The sequence below is a fragment of the Pseudarthrobacter sp. SSS035 genome, from assembly GCF_023273875.1.
Taxonomy (GTDB): domain Bacteria; phylum Actinomycetota; class Actinomycetes; order Actinomycetales; family Micrococcaceae; genus Arthrobacter.
Genome location: NZ_CP096882.1, coordinates 986,154 through 1,002,294 on the forward strand (window position 1 = coordinate 986,154; position 16,141 = coordinate 1,002,294).

General features: G+C 61.6%; 15 protein-coding genes and 1 pseudogene. 2 read left to right on the forward strand and 14 right to left on the reverse strand.

Features of this window, described 5'->3' with window-relative positions:
* The first annotated feature begins 53 nt into the window (after positions 1–53).
* Positions 54–1,610: an alkaline phosphatase family protein gene (locus tag MUN23_RS04505; protein ID WP_248762314.1), complete on the forward strand. Its 1,557-nt coding sequence runs from the start codon at positions 54–56 to the stop codon at positions 1,608–1,610.
* Between the two features lie 93 nt (positions 1,611–1,703).
* Here MUN23_RS04505 and MUN23_RS04510 read toward each other — a convergent pair whose 3' ends face one another.
* The 9 genes and pseudogenes from MUN23_RS04510 to MUN23_RS04545 all read right to left on the reverse strand — a co-directional run bounded on the left by MUN23_RS04510 (position 1,704) and on the right by MUN23_RS04545 (position 9,750).
* Complete coding sequence (locus MUN23_RS04510) at positions 1,704–2,333, reverse strand: DUF1349 domain-containing protein (RefSeq protein WP_371875979.1); 630 nt, start codon at positions 2,331–2,333, stop codon at positions 1,704–1,706.
* A 3-nt stretch (positions 2,334–2,336) separates the two neighbouring features.
* Entirely contained in the window at positions 2,337–2,552 is a 216-nt protein-coding gene (locus tag MUN23_RS04515) for a hypothetical protein (RefSeq protein ID WP_248762316.1), read from the reverse strand.
* Between the two features lie 35 nt (positions 2,553–2,587).
* On the reverse strand, positions 2,588–3,562 hold the full coding sequence (galE, locus tag MUN23_RS04520; RefSeq protein ID WP_248762317.1) for a UDP-glucose 4-epimerase GalE: 975 nt from the start codon (positions 3,560–3,562) through the stop codon (positions 2,588–2,590).
* A 2-nt stretch (positions 3,563–3,564) separates the two neighbouring features.
* Positions 3,565–4,050 (reverse strand): hypothetical protein, encoded by a 486-nt coding sequence (locus tag MUN23_RS04525; protein ID WP_248762318.1) that lies wholly within the window; start codon positions 4,048–4,050, stop codon positions 3,565–3,567.
* Between the two features lie 46 nt (positions 4,051–4,096).
* Positions 4,097–4,609: pseudogene (locus MUN23_RS23590) on the reverse strand (hypothetical protein); the annotation flags it as partial.
* Positions 4,584–6,353: a beta-galactosidase family protein gene (locus MUN23_RS04530; RefSeq protein ID WP_248762319.1), complete on the reverse strand. Its 1,770-nt coding sequence runs from the start codon at positions 6,351–6,353 to the stop codon at positions 4,584–4,586. The gene MUN23_RS04530 and the pseudogene MUN23_RS23590, both read right to left, overlap by 26 nt.
* 75 nt (positions 6,354–6,428) lie before the next feature.
* Positions 6,429–7,784: an ABC transporter substrate-binding protein gene (locus tag MUN23_RS04535; RefSeq protein ID WP_248762320.1), complete on the reverse strand. Its 1,356-nt coding sequence runs from the start codon at positions 7,782–7,784 to the stop codon at positions 6,429–6,431.
* A 92-nt stretch (positions 7,785–7,876) separates the two neighbouring features.
* Positions 7,877–8,830, reverse strand: a complete 954-nt coding sequence (locus MUN23_RS04540) for a carbohydrate ABC transporter permease (protein WP_371875980.1) — start codon at positions 8,828–8,830, stop codon at positions 7,877–7,879.
* A gap of 2 nt (positions 8,831–8,832) precedes the next feature.
* Positions 8,833–9,750 (reverse strand): carbohydrate ABC transporter permease, encoded by a 918-nt coding sequence (locus MUN23_RS04545; protein WP_248762321.1) that lies wholly within the window; start codon positions 9,748–9,750, stop codon positions 8,833–8,835.
* A 69-nt stretch (positions 9,751–9,819) separates the two neighbouring features.
* Here MUN23_RS04545 and MUN23_RS04550 point away from each other — a divergent pair, with 69 nt between their 5' ends.
* The gene (locus tag MUN23_RS04550) at positions 9,820–10,908 is read left to right on the forward strand and encodes a LacI family DNA-binding transcriptional regulator (RefSeq protein WP_371876029.1); all 1,089 of its coding nucleotides are present in this window, start codon (positions 9,820–9,822) and stop codon (positions 10,906–10,908) included.
* An 80-nt stretch (positions 10,909–10,988) separates the two neighbouring features.
* Here the strand turns inward: MUN23_RS04550 and MUN23_RS04555 are convergent, their stop codons facing one another.
* From MUN23_RS04555 to MUN23_RS04575, 5 genes are all read right to left on the reverse strand, one after another.
* Positions 10,989–11,891, reverse strand: a complete 903-nt coding sequence (locus MUN23_RS04555) for a carbohydrate ABC transporter permease (RefSeq protein ID WP_248762325.1) — start codon at positions 11,889–11,891, stop codon at positions 10,989–10,991.
* Complete coding sequence (locus tag MUN23_RS04560; protein WP_248762326.1) at positions 11,888–12,898, reverse strand: carbohydrate ABC transporter permease; 1,011 nt, start codon at positions 12,896–12,898, stop codon at positions 11,888–11,890. Before MUN23_RS04560 ends, MUN23_RS04555 begins: the two co-directional genes overlap by 4 nt.
* A 114-nt stretch (positions 12,899–13,012) precedes the next feature.
* Complete coding sequence (locus MUN23_RS04565; RefSeq protein ID WP_248762327.1) at positions 13,013–14,329, reverse strand: ABC transporter substrate-binding protein; 1,317 nt, start codon at positions 14,327–14,329, stop codon at positions 13,013–13,015.
* A gap of 243 nt (positions 14,330–14,572) precedes the next feature.
* Positions 14,573–15,646: a hypothetical protein gene (locus tag MUN23_RS04570; protein WP_248762328.1), complete on the reverse strand. Its 1,074-nt coding sequence runs from the start codon at positions 15,644–15,646 to the stop codon at positions 14,573–14,575.
* Positions 15,647–15,670: 24 nt separating this feature from the next.
* Positions 15,671–16,132 carry a hypothetical protein gene (locus MUN23_RS04575; protein WP_248762329.1) on the reverse strand — a complete coding sequence of 154 codons (462 nt, stop codon included), beginning with the start codon at positions 16,130–16,132 and terminating at the stop codon, positions 15,671–15,673.
* Positions 16,133–16,141: the final 9 nt, after the last annotated feature.

Consider the following 16,141-nt stretch of genomic DNA (forward strand, 5'->3'; position numbering starts at 1 on the left):
CCCTGGGGATGCCCTGCCTGCAGGTCCCCAGCTAGACCTACATTGGAGAAACCTTGGACAACCGTCCCTTCCGCACCGCCTTGGCAACGACCGCCCTAACACTGGCTGCCGCTGTGATACTTCCTTCCGTCGCTTTCGCGGCACCAACCGCAACGGAAGCACCCGACGCGGCGGCAGCAAGCCGCGCGGCTGAAGCACCTCACGCAGGCCTTCCCGACGGCACCAAGCGCAAGAAGAGCCTGGTCATCGGCATCGACGGAGCGACGTTCGCCAAGTTCGGCGCGGCCGGCATGCCCAACATCCAGGGCCTCATGGACTCCGGCATGACTGCCACCAGTAACCTGTACGCGTACCCGATGGCGCCCACCAGCTCCGGCCCGGGGTGGTCCAGCATCGGCACGGGCGTGTGGCCTGACAAGCACAACGTGGTGGACAACAACTTCACGGCACCCAATTACGCGCAGTACCCGGACTACCTGAGCCGTCTCGAAGACGCCAAGTCGCAGACCTCAACGCTTGTGGTGGGCACCTGGTCGCCCATCCCAGAGAAAGTGTTCGGCGAGAAGGTGGACCTCAGGATCGCCGGCGGGGACGACGCGGGCACCACGGCCAAGGCAGTTGATTACCTGGCCAACGGCAACCCGGACAGCACGTTCATCCACCTCGACGAGGTGGACGGTGCGGGGCACTACTACGGCACTGAACACGGGGCATACCTTGCCGCCCTCCGCAAAGCCGACGGCCAGATGGGCGAGATCCTGAACGCTGTCAGGAACCGCCCCGGCTACAACTCCGAAGATTGGCTGACGGTGCTTGTAGCTGACCACGGCCATGCCCCCGGGGGCGGGCACGGCGGCAACACTCCGGCCGAACGGCAGACCTTCGTTATCGCACAGGGCAAGGGCATCGAGGCCGGCACCGTCCGCAACGACGTCAAGATCACTGACATTGCACCGTCGGTCCTGAAGCACGGGGGCGTCAAAGCAGAAGACGCTTGGAACCTGGACGGTCAGGCGTTCGCTGACATTGAGCCGGATGCTTTCGATGCTCTCCGGGATAGCCTGCAGACCCGCGTGGATGAAACTGCACCGGGAGCAGCTGTAAAGGGCTGGACCACCACCGCACCCCAAGGCTGGACCATCGACAACTCGGCCATGCCCGCCGGCGGCGTCACCGAATGGCGTGGCTGGTCCTTCGCCACTGACGAGTTCTGGACCAACGCGGACCGGAACCAGGGCCGCGAAACCAGTGTCCGCAACCGCAACGTCTTCGCCGTGGCGGACTCGGACGAATGGGATGACAAGGCACACGCGGCCGGACAGTTCGATTCCACACTCATCAGCCCGGAGTTCAATGTGAAGGGCGGCAAGACCGCAACGCTGTCCTTCGCATCGAACTACAGGATTGACGGTCCCCAGAGCGGCGAGGTCTTCGTCAGCTACGATGGCGGCACACCACACCTCGCGAAGTCCTACACGGCGAACTTCAACGGCTTCGAGTCCCTCTCGCTTGATGTCCCCAAGGGCTCCAAGAAAGCCAAAGTAAGCTTCCGCTACACGGGAACCAACAGCGCGTTCTGGACAGTCGACCAAGTGCAGCTGGACCGCTGATTCGTCCCGCTCATTAACCAAACAACGACGGCGGCGCTTCCCAACGCGGGAGGCGTCGCCGTCGGGCGCTTCGTCCTGATCCGCCAGCCGCGCTCAACTGCCGTCCCGTAGGTCGGCGGGCGGTCGCGCACTGAATTCGATGCGGTCAAACCGTGCCACACATCTTTCACCCATGGGGGCTTGCGACATGAACCCCACATGCACGGGTTTGTGGGTATGCAACCGGAAGAGTCGGACGAAGCACCAGTACAGGCCGTTTGCCGATGAATGGAAGGCCCATGCAGGACCAATTCGACTGACCCGAAGATACGTCCATGGGCCGGGGACAAGATGGGCATTCGAGTCGTCGGAATACGTATTCGTCACAACGCTGACGACCATCGCTTCTTCGTGGGGCGAGTATTCAAAGCAGAGCTTGGCCCAGTGGTCCGTATCCGCCCACAGGCTCAGGACCCCTGCGTCGAACGTCGTCCGCGGCGAGAGAACCATGACCCGGGCCGACAGTGAAAAAGACGGCGGCGCCGTGAACCCAAGGGCAGAAGCTCGGTGTTGCTGCCCTCCCCAGAGTGAATCATTGCTCCAGTCGACGCCGGGCGCCGCTGTAAGAGTCAGGGTGTTCTCGGCCGCGTCGTATGCGACTCGACCCGGCGAGGATGTCCACGCCAAAGCAGGCAGCCCTGTCACTTCAGGGATTACGTTCCTTCTCCCTGCACCCGACAACACCGGTCAGAACTCTTGCTTCTCGTAGGTGATGCCGTAAGGAACGTCCGGAGACAGCTCAACGGTATAGGAGGCGTAGCCCAGCCTCCTGACCAAAATTCCCCTTCGCCCCTCGTCGCAGGCCAGCTGCTCGGCTGCCTCGATGGCAGCCCCGAGGTCGCGGTCCATCGTCGTTTTGCTCGTTGCGGTGATGGTGGCCAGAAGCTGTGGTTGATCGATCATGTCTTTCCTCAAAAGGTGGATTGGTAACGGGATTTCTAGAGGGACGAGGGCACTTCCTGGCATGCCGCAGTCCAGGCGCTGAAGATCATCTCCCGGAGAGAATGCTTCGGCTCCCAGTCAATGTCGCGTCGAGCCAAGACTCCGGAGGCAACGATGCGGGCCGGGTCGCCGGGGCGTGCTGCGCAAATTTGCGGACTGAACGGTATGCCGGTAACCACAGCCATTTCGGTCATGATTTCGCGCACTGAAGCCCCGGAACCGCTGCCCAGGTTGTAGACGGCCTCCAGTTCCACACCGTCCTGAATCCTGCGGGCTGCTGCCACGTGGGCAGCGGCGACATCGGAGACGTGGACGTAGTCCCGGACGCAGCTGCCGTCAGGCGTGGGGTAAGTGGTTCCGAAAACCTTGGGTGTCAGCCCTTCCTTGAGTGCGTGAAAGACTAGCGGGAACAGGTTGTGCGGGCTCGTGTCGCGCACGTCCGGCGTGCCGGAGCCAACAACATTGAAGTATCGCAGGGAAGTGTGCCGGAGGCCGGTCGCCCTGGCCTGGTCGGCAATGAGCCATTCCCCAATCAGCTTGGATTCCCCATAGGGAGATTCCGGGTTTGTGGGGGTGGACTCGGTCACGAATTCTGCGGCGGTGTTTCCGTAGACGGCCGCGCTGGAGGAGAAAACGATCGCCGCCACGGATGCAGCTTCCATGGCTACGAGCAGGTTGCCCGTCCCCGTCACGTTCTGAAAGTACGTGTGGAGCGGCCACTCCACGGAGACTCCGGCGTATTTGAATCCCGCGAGGTGGATCACGCCGGCCAGGTCATGACGGGCAAAGACCTCTTTGAGGAAAGCGGCATCCATTAGGGAGCCCTCCTCCAAAACAGCCACGCTGGGCACGAAGTCGCGCCGCCCGCTGGACATGTCATCGACGATTACCACTTCGTGCCCGTCTGCCATCAGGGCCCGGGCCACATGCGAGCCGATGTATCCGGCCCCTCCTGTTACAAGCCACGCCATGACTAGTCCTTTCCTCTTGTGTCGGCGCCCTGCGGGCGCATGAATGTGTGCGAGATTCCCCACGATGAGATCCAGCTCTGGCCTGGATCAAGCCACTGCAGGCCCTCCCCCGAGTTGAAGGCGTTGGGAGGAGCGGTCATCGGTTCCACCGCAACGGCGGTTCGATGGCCACCGGCCGGGTACATGTTCGTTGTGTAAACCTGGGCGTACCGGTAGTTCCCGTCGCCCCAGACCGTTACGGTGTCTCCGTTCGGCGCTTCAAGGGTGTGCCGGTACATCCCATCCCGCGACGGCGTGAGGTCCGCAAATGCGGTGTCGAGTTTGAGCCAGCCCACCTTCGGCCCTGTTGAGAGATCGTAGGTGGTTCCGGAGACCGGCCCGGAGCCTACGGGGTTCAATCGATCGTCCACCATCACGTAGGAAGCTGCGTTGACGGTGAGTGAGACTTCCTCCGTCGGCGTGGCACCAACCCGGATAGGGGTGTGCACCGATGGCCGCGGGGGCAGGCTGGGTGGAGTTGTTGGTCAACTCATGAGTTACCTTCAGCCCTTCGGAAGACACCGAATAGGTGGTCTCGACTTGCAGGGAGAAAGGGTAGCCCTCGCTCGGGGAGACCTGGGCGCGAAGCGTAAGTTCGGTGGCGGACCGACGAACAACAACGTGCTGGAGATCGCGGGTCAGGCCGTGGATGGCGTTGCCACGCTCAGGTTCGTTGATGGCCAGCTGGAGCGGCTTACCGGCATTCTCCCACCGCCCGTCCCGAACCCTGTTGGGCCACGGGATGAGGATCGCTCCCTCACAGTGTTTGGGGAGTCCAGATTCCGGGAACTCCTCGATGAGAGGCTCCCCGTCCACAGTGAGCCTCCGGACTGTGCCGCCGATCTCCGTGATCACGGCCGTGACCCGGTGGCCGTCCTCGTCCGACGAAATCCGGAACTGCCGGCCCGTTGGTGCCGCGTGCTCACTCACCAAGAGATCCTTCATGGGCGGATGGTCCTTTGCTGTATCGGTCAATCGCATGTCAGAAGTCGGTATGGCCCAGGTCATGGGAGGCAACGAAGGACACAGCGCGGGTGCTGGCTGCGTGGAGTTCAAGGATCGTGATGTCGTTGCCCTGCTTTCGCAGGAGTGGGCCGGGGACGTAGAGCGTTGCCTGGGGTCCGCGCGACCAGTACCGGCCGAGGCAGAAGCCGTTGATCCATACGACGCCCTTGGTCCAGCCATCGGTGGACAGGAAGAGGTCTGCGGGATTGTCGAGGTCAAACGTCCCGTGGGTGAACACCGGACCGGAAACCGGCGCACCAGGGATCGACGGTTCTTCTTCAAGGGCTGCGGTGACCTGGCGGACGTCGTGGAGTGTCAGGGGGAGAACGTCCCACTCCCACAGAACGTCGCCATTGATCCGTGCGCTGCCGATCAGGCCCTTCGATTCTCCCAGCCGGGTACCATAATCCACGCGCCCTTGGTCCTCCACCAGGATCTCCAACGTCCCAGTGGCATTGGAGGGCAACGCCAGGGACGTTTCGTGGTGGTCCCGGGATAGGGTTCCGAGGGGCTGCCTGTCCAGGAAGACCTGTGCCCGGTCCCGGACCTCATCAACATCCAGTACTGCCGCCCCTGATATTTGGATACGGGTTCGGTAGAGAGTGAACCCCGAGTAGTGGCCGAGCTCGTCGTTGGTGCGCAGCCCCTCGTGGGACGTCCAGTGCCCAAGACGGTCCAGGCACTCCCAAAGCGGCAGCGACTTGGTCAGCGGAACGGTCAATGCGGCGCCCGAAAGCGGCCGTGCCGGGACATCGTCGTCGTCGAGTTCCGTGTACTTGGAGATGATGTCGCGGAAGGCCCAGTACTTCGGCGTCGGATTACCCGTCTCGTCCAAGGGTGCGTCATAGTCATAACTGGTGACGATGGGCTGGTAGACGCCCTTGTCGTTCGCACCGTTGGCGAGCCCAAAGTTGGTGCCGCCGTGGAACATGTAGACGTTCACCGATGCGCCCAGGCCCAGCAGTTCATCGAGATCGTGGGCGGATTGCTCCACGGTGGTGGTGTGGTGGTGGGCACCCCAGTGATCGAACCATCCCACCCAGAATTCGGAACACATCAGTGGTCCCGTGGGCTGGTGGCGGCGAAGTGTCGCCAGCCGTTCTGCGGCCCGCGAACCGAAGGACGCTGTCTTGTGCAGCTCCGGCAGGCTGCCGTTGGCCAGCATGTCGTCCTGAGGCTGGTCAACCGTGGTGAAGGGAACCGTCAGGCCGATTTCGCGGTTGATTTTCACGAGCTTCTCCAAGTACAAGCGGTCAGCGCCATAGGCGCCGTACTCGTTCTCAATCTGGATCAGGATGATCGGACCTCCGGCGTCCACCTGACGGGAGACAAGGATCGGTGCGAGCTGCTCAAAGTACTGGGAGACGGCCGCCATGTAGACGGGATCATCGGCCCGTATCGCTGCAGCGCCTCGATCGAACAGCCAGGCCGGCAGTCCGCCATTGTCCCACTCCGCGCAGATGTAAGGCCCCGGGCGCACGATCGCGTGCATGCCTTCCGCGGCGACCAGATCGAGGAAGCGCCCCAAGTCGAGTCCACCTGTGGTTTCAAAGGTCCCCGGGGACGGAGCATGGGCGTTCCAAGGGATATACGTTTCAATCGTATTCAGCCCCATCTGCCTGGCCTTCCGGATCCGGTCCGCCCATTGATCCGGATGGACGCGGAAGTAGTGCAGGGCGCCGGAGAGGATGCGATGGGGCTGACCGTCAAGCATGAAGTCCTGCTCGCCGATGGTGAAGGTTGGCATAGGGGAAATCCAATCTGAAATGGTGGAGCGGGAGTCCAGGGCCGTGTGGGTGCGGCCCTGGACCCCCGCCACGTACTACTTGGTGGAAACGGTGAAGCCTTGCTGCTGGCCGTACTTCGCGGTGGCGTCCTGCCAGGCCTTCAGCCCGTCATTCAGGTCTCCGTGAGAGCCGTAAGCTTGGCCGACCGTGTCGCTGAAGATGCTGTTGGCGTAGGTCTGGAAGGGAAGGTAGCTCCACCCCGGCACAACGTCCTTCGAAGCCTGGACAAGGACCTCGTTGATCTTCTGCCCACCGAAGTAGGCGCTTTCGGCGTTCAGGAATGACTCGCTCTGCAGGTCTGCCGTGGTGGAAGGGAATCCGCCGTTGGCGGCATGGATCTTTGAACCTTCGGGGCCGTTGGCGAACTGCAGGAAGCCGTAGGCGGCCGCCTTGTTCTTGCTCTGCTTCAGCACGGCGTCGCCACCGCCACCGTTCTCGGCCGCGGCTGCCGTGCCTTTCTCGTACGTCGGCATCGGAGCTACGCGCCACTTCCCTCTACCGGCCTCAGCACCCGATTCCAGGTTGGCGGGCATCCATGCACCGATGATCAGCGTGGCAATGCTTCCGTCCGAAAGGCCTTTGTACCATTCATCGCTCCAGCTGGTGACGGGTGCCAACAGGTCGTCCTTGAGCAACTGGTTCCAGGTGCCGGTCCACTTCTTGGCGCCGTCGTCCTGGAGATCTACGCTGACGTTTGTGCCTTCGTTAAGCGAGTACGGCTTTCCGCCGGCCTGCCAGATCATGCTTGTAGCGAAGCCTGCATCCCCGGTGTCGCTCGTGATGTACGACTTGGGGTCCGCGGCGTGGAGGGTCTTGGCCGCCGCAACGTACTCATCCCAGGTGGCTGGGACGCTGATGCCGTGCTTTTCGAAGACATCGGCCCGGTAGAACATGGCCATCGGTCCGGAGTCCTGCGGGAGGGCGTAGACGCCGCCGTTGAGGTTCACGGATCCCCATGTCGACGGCGTGTAGTTGTCCTTGAGCTCCTCGGCGCCGAAGTCCTTCAAATCGACCAGGGCATCGGACAGGGCGAACTGCGGCAGCGCGTTGTATTCGATCTGGGCCACGTCCGGAGCGCCGGACCCGGCCTTCACGGCGTTCTGCAGCTTGGTGTAGTGGGCGTTGCCGGTTCCGACGTTCTCCAGGTTGACGTGGACCTTAGGGTACTTCGCCTCGAACGCCTCCACGATCGGCTCGAGCTGCGGGGCCCAACCCCAAACGGTGAGGGTAGTTTCGGTTTGCAGCGCCTGGGCGATGTCATCGGCAGTTGCGCCTTCGGCGCCGGCGTTTCCGGGTGTTCCGGAGCCGCCGCAGGCGGCCATGCCGCCCATCAGGAGGCTTGCTGCCAGGGCAGCAGTGGCCACCCGCCGGAAACGATGGTTGTTCTTCATTGAATTGGTGCCTTTCACGTCGTTGTCCATAAAGAGGGTCATGCGGTTGGGGAAGCTCGACGACGGCGGCAGGTCGCCGTCGTCGGTTCTGCTTACTTCACGCTTCCGGCGGCCAGTCCTGACTGCCAGAAGCGCTGTAGGAAGAGGAATGCGCCCACGATGGGCACGATGGTCAGCAGGGATCCGGTGATCACAAGGTTGTAGATGGCCTCGCCACCTGCCGTGGTCGCCTGGGCGTTCCAGCTGTTGAGCCCGACGGTGAGCGGGTACCAGGTTGACTGGCTCAACATGATCAAAGGAAGGAAGTAGTTGTTCCACGTGGCCACCACGCTGAACAACAGGACGGTGATGAAACCCGGAGCCAGCATCCTCAACGAGATCGTGAAGAACGTCCGGAACTCCCCCGCCCCGTCAACTCGGGCTGCTTCCAGGACTTCCGTGGGCACAGAGTCGAGGGCGTAGATCCACACCAGGTAGAGCCCGAACGGACTGATCAGGGACGGGATGATGACCGACCATGGGGTGTTGGTGAGCCCCATCTGGCTGAACATCAGGAACGTCGGGACCGCCAGGGCAGTCCCGGGAATCGCCACCGCACCGAGGACGACGGCGAAGACGCCGCGCTTGCCCGGGAAATCAAACTTGGCCAGTCCATAGCCCGCCAGGGTGGCAAGGAACGTTGCCCCACCCGCACCAACCACCACGTAGAGCACGGTATTCGCCAACCAGCGCTGGAATTCGCCGTCGTTGTACGTCAGGGTGCCGGCGATGTTCTCCCACAGGGCGAAGTCCCCGGAGAACCACAGACCGAACGAGCTGAAGAGCGATGACTGGGTCTTCGTGGAATTGACGAGAAGCCAGAACAACGGAAGGAGGGCGTACACCGCCATGACACTCATCAGGATGGTGAGGAGAATCGACGTGCGTTTCCGGGTCACTCCCCCGCGGCGGCGCCGGCTGAACTTCGGAGCCGGGAACTTCGGCGACTTCGACGCCGGTGACGGGGAGACCGCGTCCGCCCGGGCTGGGCTCAAACGTTCGGACATGGCTAAGCATCCTTTCGTGAGCCGGAAATCTGGACGATGTAGGCCACGATCACCGTGAGGACGCCCATGATGATGGAGATCGCCGCGGCATAGTTGAACTGCTGGCCCGCAAACGAGAGGTTGAACGCGTACATGTTGGGCGTGAAGTAGGAGCTGATGGAGTTCGGGGCCAGTGCCTTGAGGATGTTCGGTTCGTTGAAGAGCTGGAAGCTGCCGATGACCGAGAAGATGCTCGCGATGCCGATGGCGCCGCGGATGGACGGGAGCTTGATGCTCCGGATGACCCGGAACGTGCCCGCTCCGTCAAGGTTGGCTGCCTCGTAGAGTTCTGCCGGAATGACCTTGAGCGCCGAGTAGAAGATCAGCATGTTGTAGCCGGTGAACTCCCAGGTGTTGATGTTCCCGATGGCGACGAGGACCCAGTTCGCGGAAAGCGGCTCCGGCAGGTCCAGCCCGAAGAAGTCGTTGATGCTGCCGAACAGTCCGAATCGTGGACCGTAGATGAATCCCCACATCAGCGTCGCCACAACGGCCGGCACCGCGTACGGGAGGAAGACCGAAATGCGGAACAACGACGACGCGCGCAGGCGGCCGCTGTCCAGAGCCAGGGCGGCAAACAGCGCCAGGAACAACATGATGGGGACCTGGACCACCAGGAATACGACCACCCTGATCACGGAGTCCCAAAACTGCGGGTCGGCCATTGCCTGGAGATAATTGGCGCCCCCAACGAATTTGTCGCCGCCCACCATCTGGTTCTGGAAAAGACTCAGGTAGAAGGTGTACAGGACCGGCGCGATGAACACCAGCACGAAGACGAGCATGAACGGACCTACAAACGCCCATCCCATCCAGCGTCCAGCGTTTTTCCGGATTCTCAGGGTTGGTGGAGCGTCGGCCACCGGCGACGTCGTTGTCATGATATTTGATCTCTTCTCGCTGTGTTTACGCAAACATTCTTGTAAAGACAGTAGCATGTTTAGGTGAACATGCAAGAGGACAGCCGACGACCGACTGCAAACCCCGACCAACCCAACACGGCCCATGACGCGCCACCACGCCGGAGGACGCGCAGTTCCAGAGGCCCGTCGATAGCTGACGTCGCCTTGGCCGCCGGCGTCTCATCGCAGACCGTCTCGCGGGTTTCGAACGGCCTCACGAACGTCGAAGAAAAGACTAAGAACCGCGTCCTGGAGGCCATGAAGGAGCTCGGGTACCGGCCCAACAGGGCCGCAAGGGCACTCAAGAGCGGACAATTCAAGTCCATCGGCGTCATCATGTTCACGCTTTCAAGCTTTGGCAACATGCGCACCTTGGACGCGATTGCAACGGCCGCCTCACAGGCCGGCTACTCCGTGACCCTCATCCCCCTGCAGGACCCCACCACCGGCACCGTATCCGGGGCATACCATCGCCTACGGGAGCAGGAGGTTGACGGCGTCGTTATCATCTTTGAGGCACATTTGCTCGACCATGCCGACATCACGCTGCCCGAGGACCTCCCCGCCGTCGTGATCGACTCCAACGCCGGCTCCGGCTATTCGATGGTGGACACGGACCAAGCCGAAGGGGCCAGGTCCGCCACGAAGCACCTTCTTGATCTGGGCCATCAGCAGGTGTGGCATATCGGCGGCCCCACGTCGTCCTTCTCAGCCCTGCACCGGGAGGAATCCTGGAAGCGGACCCTGGAGGACGCAGGCATCGATGCGCCACCGGTCCTGCACGGCGATTGGTCGACCGAATCCGGGTATCAAATCGGCCTGGAGCTCGGCCGCAACCACGAAGTGACTGCTATCTTTGCGGCCAACGACCAAATGGCGCTGGGAGCGATGCGTGCACTCCATGAGCTTGGCCGCGCCATTCCGCAGGACGTCAGCATTGTTGGATTCGACGACCTCGAGGAGTCCACCTCGTTCTGGCCGCCCCTCACCACCATCCATCAGGACTTCCATGCAGTAGGACGCCTGAGCATCGAAAACCTGCTTCAGCAGATGGCCGGGAACGGCGCCATCAATGAGGCCACTAAAGTGCCCACCCGACTCATAGTGCGCAACAGTACGGCTGCTCCCGCCGGCTGAAGTACCCGCGGCATGGCGAAGCTACGGACGCGGGATGTCGCCGTGTCCGTAGCTCGTTCCATGCTGGCCTATGTCCGCGGCTACCCCTTACTGGAGCCCAAGGTGAGTCCAGCTACGAATTGCCGCTGCAGGACCAGGTAGATGATCAGGGTGGGAATGAGCGTGATAATGGCGCCGGCCGCGATCAGGTTGTAGTTGCTCAGGAACTGACCCTGAAGGTTATTAATGGCTGTGGTGATTGGCAGTCTGTCACCACTCTGGATGAACAGCAGGGGCCAGAAGAAGTCGTTGTAGATGAAGATGACTTCCAAGGTCCCCAATGCTGCGAGTGCAGGGCGGCAGAGGGGCAAAATGATGTTCCAGTACTGCCGCCAGATACCGGCACCGTCCACCAGCGCAGCTTCCGTCAGGTCGGCCGACAGCGCCTTCATGTAGTTGGAGAGCACAAAAGTGCAGAAGCCGATCTGGAAGGCGGTGTCCACCGCGATGACGCCGATGTACGTGTTGAGCAGGTTTCCGGAATCGCTGAACGAGTATGGCAGGGCGACATGCTTGAACATCTCGAACAGGGGCGCGGCGAGGACCTGCGGGGGCAGGAGGTTACCGGCCGTGAACATGATCAGCAGGGTGATGTTGAATTTCCAACTGACGCGTGAAACCGCGAAGGCCATCATGGACGCGAAGAGCAGAGTCAGCAGGACCGCTGGGACTGTGATCAGGACGGAATTCAGGAAGTACTTGGAGAATCCCCCCTGGTTCCATGCCTGAACAAAGTTCTCGAAATTGAAGCTGCCTCCGAAGCTGAAATAGCCGTACTTGTCGGTGTCGGCTTTGGGCCGGAGCGCCGTGTACAGCGACCAGCCGAGCGGAATCAGCCACATGGCAGCCATGACGGTAAGGAAGATGTGCGTGCCATAGTGGCGTTTGCCCGGTTTGCCGGGTTTGCCGGTCTGGACAGGAAGGGTGCGGGCGATGGTGCTCATGCCTCTTTCTCCTTGCCGAAGGTGCGGATGAGGTAGAAGACAATCGGTACCAAAGAGACCACCAGGAGCACGACGGCTAGGGCAGAACCGACGCCGATCACCTGGCCCTCACCGATCAGGTTTTGGATCACCAGCGCGCTGAGCAGTTCGAGCCCGTTGGTGCCACGGTTGATCACGTAGACGATGTCGAAGGCACGCAGGGACTCGATGATGGTGATGACCACGATCACGATGTTGACCGGGCGCATGGCCGGAAAGACCACTCGGAAGAATGTCTGAAAGGCATTGGCTCCGTCTATCGACGCAGCTTCCCTGAGCGTTGGGTCCACGCCTTTGAGGCCGGCCAAATACAAGATCATGACATAGCCTGCGTGACGCCAGGTTGCGGCGATCATGGCGGCCCAGATGTTGACGTTCGAGTCACCGAACCAATCGACCGCTTGCGGTGTGCCTGCTGTGCCAAGCAAGTAGTTCAGCAGTCCGCTGTCGCGGTTGTAGAAAAGTTGCCAAATGATGCCGATCAGCGCGAGGGATAGCATGACGGGCGTGAAGAAGATGCTCTGGTAGATCTTGCTGCCCCGGATCTTCTGGTCCAGCAACACAGCGAGCAGCAATCCCAGTGGGGTTGCAATGAGTGCCAGGAAGGCCAGCCAAAGCACGTTGTGCTGGATGGCCGGCCAGAAGGGTGGGTAGTTCTGGCTGATGAACTCGTAGTTGTCCGTACCGGCTGGCTTGATGTCCGCAAGGTCCAGCCCGTTCCAACGGGTAAAGCTGAGTGCTATGGAAAAGAGGGTCGGCAACCACACGAACAGCAACTGAATGAGCGTCGGGAGGCCAACCATGACCCCCAGGACGAACTTGTCACGGCGGCTCAGGCGGCGAACCCGTCTGGACTTCGTGCGCGTTTTTCCGGCACCCGCCACCGTGGCGCTGGCTGCCCCACGATGGGCGCCGCCAGCGGGCGGACCGCTGTTCGGGGAGGCCGGTTTTTCGGCTGTGGTACTCATGGGAATTCCTTTGGTATTCGTCGCCGGGGCCGGCCGCGATGTTATCCGCGGCCGACCCCTGCTCGGGAAGCCTGGCCGGTTGACCAGCAACCGTGCAGCCAGGGCAGGTCTACGCTATTGGGCCGCGTAGAGCGACTTGGCCTGCGCTTCCAGATTCTTCACGTCGACGCTTCCGTCCTTGATGAACGACTGGAGGGCCGGAATCATCACGTTGTTGGCCATAGCCGGCAACGCATCGCGGTCCAGGAACTGGCTGATGTACTTCGCATTGGCAATGGTGTCAGCACACTTCTTGTTCAACGGAGAGAATGCGGACGTGTCCGCACCCTTGACCGTCGCTATGTTCGATGAGTCCACAGCGGCATAGGCGTTCTGCCCTTCCGCGGAGCCCATGAATGCCATGAAGTCGCGTGCGGCCTGGTTGTCGCCGCCCTTCTTGGACAACAGCAAACCGTCGATGGGAGCTTCCACAGCGTCGGTTCCCTCCATTGCGATCTCGGGGAAGGGGAAGAAATCGATGTCCGCGAGCACTGCGGGATCCGTGAACTGCTGCGTCACGAATGAACCCAGAAGGTACATGCCAGTCTTCTTGGCTTCCAGCGCCTTGGCGGCATCCTGCCAGGTCTGGCCGAGGGCCGCCGGATCCTGGAAGGGCAGGAGAGCCTTCCAGGTGTCGAAGACGTCGCTGACCTTCTTTTGGTCCCAGCTCTCCTTGTGGGCAGTCAGGTCGACGTGGAACTGGTACCCATTGAGGCGCATGTTGATGTAGTCGAACGTGCCCATGGCAGGCCAGCCGTCCTTGTCGGCAAAGCCGATCGGAATGATGCCGTCGGCCTTCATCTTTGCCGCAAGAGTGGTCAGCTCGTCAAAGGTGGCCGGGACCGCATAGCCCTTTTCGGCCCAGAAGCTCTTCCGGTAGAAGAAACCCCACGGGTAGTTGTAGTTGGGCACCAAGTACAGCTTGCCGTCGGGGCCGGTGGAGGCCTTCTTGATGGCGTCGGAGAAGTTCCCGCCGATTTTCTCCCAGACGTCGTCAACGGGGGCCAACAGACCCTTCTCGGCGTAGTACTGCATGCGGTAGCCGGCAAACCAGGTGAAGGAGTCATCTGGGCTGCCCTGAAGGTAGGAGTTGATCTTGTTCTGGAAGTCATTGTGCGGGACAACATTTGTTGCCACGTCGATGCCTGACTTCTTGGTAAAGGCGTCCGTGACTGCCTTGTAGGCGTTCCGGGGAACTTCATCGGATGAGCCGGAACCAAAGGTCAGGCTCTTCGATGCGGCACCTGGTGCCGGACCAGACCCACCTGTGCAGGCCGTCAGCAGTGGGAAGCCTGCCACGCCGACGGCGCCGATTCCCAGAGTCTTAAGGAAGGTCCGCCGTCCTGGACCGGCGCCTTCCGCCGCCTGGAACGGGCCAAGATTTGTAGCCATGATTACTCCTTTGGATCGTGGTTCTTCATAAGCCTGTCACGCATCCGCGCGCTCTGGCTTCGACTATCGAATAGCTCAAGTGTGGGGTAGTAGTGGAAGTAGAAAGCCGCTGGATCAGTTCAATATTCTTGTGAATGTTCACGTAAACATCAAGTTGCAAGAAGTTTACGTAAACATGAGCGGTTTGGCAAGCATAAATTCCCGATTTTCGACAATTTCCTGCCTCTTGGCCGCACCCGTGGATCAGGGTGCTCCCGCTTCCCGGCGGCCGGCTTCGCGGGCTTCTTCGACCAGCCGAAGCAGCTCTGTCTTCCGACGCCGCCTACCCCAGAAAAGACCGCCAAACAGAAGCAGCAAGGCAATGAGGATAGCGAGCTGAGGCCACGGAATCGCCCATAGCGTCACACTTTCCAGCGCCGGATCCAGAGCTTGGGTCGCGCCATCCGGGGCAATGCCCCCTCGCGAAACCGTCAGTGGCAACGTTATGATGCCTAGCGGCCACACGTCCCGCACGTGGATGCGGACCGTTCTCCGGTCACCCGGCAGCAGTTCAAGGCTGCGGGCTTCCTCCGTCCCGGCGGCGGGTGATCTCCCGCCGTTCACTGTTATGGAAGCGTCTACGGATAGCCGGACGTTCCCCGTGTTCTCAAGGTCAACGGTAATGTCGGCAGACCCTGGCTCGACCGGGTTCCAAGACGTCTCGTAGCTGGCGGCTGCATGGATTCCTAGTCCGGGTTTAACTTCCCCCTTCACCCGGGTCATGACACGGAACCCGACGCGGCTCTCCACGCCCAGCCGTGTGCCGTCCTTGGCACCCTCGGAATGAATTGACGCAGCGATGCCTGCGGCGTGATCGCCGGGTGTTGCGTTCTGGGGGACCGTCACCGTGAATGGCACGACGACGGCGCCGCCTGCCACCACCGTGACGGTATAGTCCATCGAAATCCACATACCCGCGCCGACCGACGTTTTGTCGGCAGGCAGCATGTTGAAGCGCCCAGTCGAGGTGAAATAGCCATCCGCTGCCGTGAGCGAAAAGGTAACGTCCCGGTCGCCGAGGTTCCTGACGGCGAGATGCTCATCGACGCTGGCCCCGGAATCGAGCTCCAGTTCCACCCACGAGCGGCCGTCAGGGCCCGCCGCGTCCGATGGACTCATGGCCCACGTGACGGGGCTGCCGTCAGGACCGCTTGTTGTCCCAAAGCTTGCCGGCGCAGCGGGAAGGTTTGCCAGGAAGACCGCGGCCATGACAAACATAGTGACAGCGCAGCGACGCAGGAGTCCTGCGCGGGCCAGCATAAGTAGTACGGGCCTCATGGGATGCCGATACTTCCGTTGCAACTATTCGAACAGCGAGATAGTCAGTTTCGCGGTGTAGTCACCCGGAGCGACCGTTGCCGACGTCCGCAGGAAGAGATCCGCGGTCGCAGTCCACTGCCCCTCTGAAGCAATTGCACCCGAATCTGGAGCCAACGCGAGGAGCTCCTGGTCAACCAGGCCTACCGCGTGTGGTCCGGAGTCCATCACAGTGCCCACTTGATCGCCCTCTGCAACCAGCCCCGACTCCCCGCCGTCGATGAGCTGCGGCTGCCACCCCAAGTGTGAGGCACTGATCGCCGGCTGACCCGAGTCTCCTGCGAAATCAGTGGACGATCCCAGCACGTACCAACCGGCACCCGCAGGAATCTCATCCGCTGCGCGGGTGTCGGTAACCGTCACGGTCGGTAGAGAGCCTTTGAATTGCCGCACGGTGGACGTTGACCCGTCCTCGGTGAGCGTTGTAGTGGTGCCCCCGATGCTCATAGCCAGCAC

What these genes read in the sequence shown, in the direction of transcription:
- MUN23_RS04515 (WP_248762316.1), bottom strand. Translation starts at nt 2,552, where the DNA reads ATGATCGATCAACCACAGCTTCTGGCCACCATCACCGCAACGAGCAAA.
- galE (WP_248762317.1), bottom strand. Translation starts at nt 3,562, where the DNA reads ATGGCGTGGCTTGTAACAGGAGGGGCCGGATACATCGGCTCGCATGTG.
- MUN23_RS04530 (WP_248762319.1), bottom strand. Translation starts at nt 6,353, where the DNA reads ATGCCAACCTTCACCATCGGCGAGCAGGACTTCATGCTTGACGGTCAG.
- MUN23_RS04535 (WP_248762320.1), bottom strand. Translation starts at nt 7,784, where the DNA reads ATGAAGAACAACCATCGTTTCCGGCGGGTGGCCACTGCTGCCCTGGCA.
- MUN23_RS04540 (WP_371875980.1), bottom strand. Translation starts at nt 8,830, where the DNA reads ATGTCCGAACGTTTGAGCCCAGCCCGGGCGGACGCGGTCTCCCCGTCA.
- MUN23_RS04545 (WP_248762321.1), bottom strand. Translation starts at nt 9,750, where the DNA reads ATGACAACGACGTCGCCGGTGGCCGACGCTCCACCAACCCTGAGAATC.
- MUN23_RS04550 (WP_371876029.1), top strand. Translation starts at nt 9,820, where the DNA reads ATGCAAGAGGACAGCCGACGACCGACTGCAAACCCCGACCAACCCAAC.
- MUN23_RS04555 (WP_248762325.1), bottom strand. Translation starts at nt 11,891, where the DNA reads ATGAGCACCATCGCCCGCACCCTTCCTGTCCAGACCGGCAAACCCGGC.
- MUN23_RS04560 (WP_248762326.1), bottom strand. Translation starts at nt 12,898, where the DNA reads ATGAGTACCACAGCCGAAAAACCGGCCTCCCCGAACAGCGGTCCGCCC.
- MUN23_RS04565 (WP_248762327.1), bottom strand. Translation starts at nt 14,329, where the DNA reads ATGGCTACAAATCTTGGCCCGTTCCAGGCGGCGGAAGGCGCCGGTCCA.
- MUN23_RS04570 (WP_248762328.1), bottom strand. Translation starts at nt 15,646, where the DNA reads ATGAGGCCCGTACTACTTATGCTGGCCCGCGCAGGACTCCTGCGTCGC.
- MUN23_RS04575 (WP_248762329.1), bottom strand. Translation starts at nt 16,132, where the DNA reads ATGAGCATCGGGGGCACCACTACAACGCTCACCGAGGACGGGTCAACG.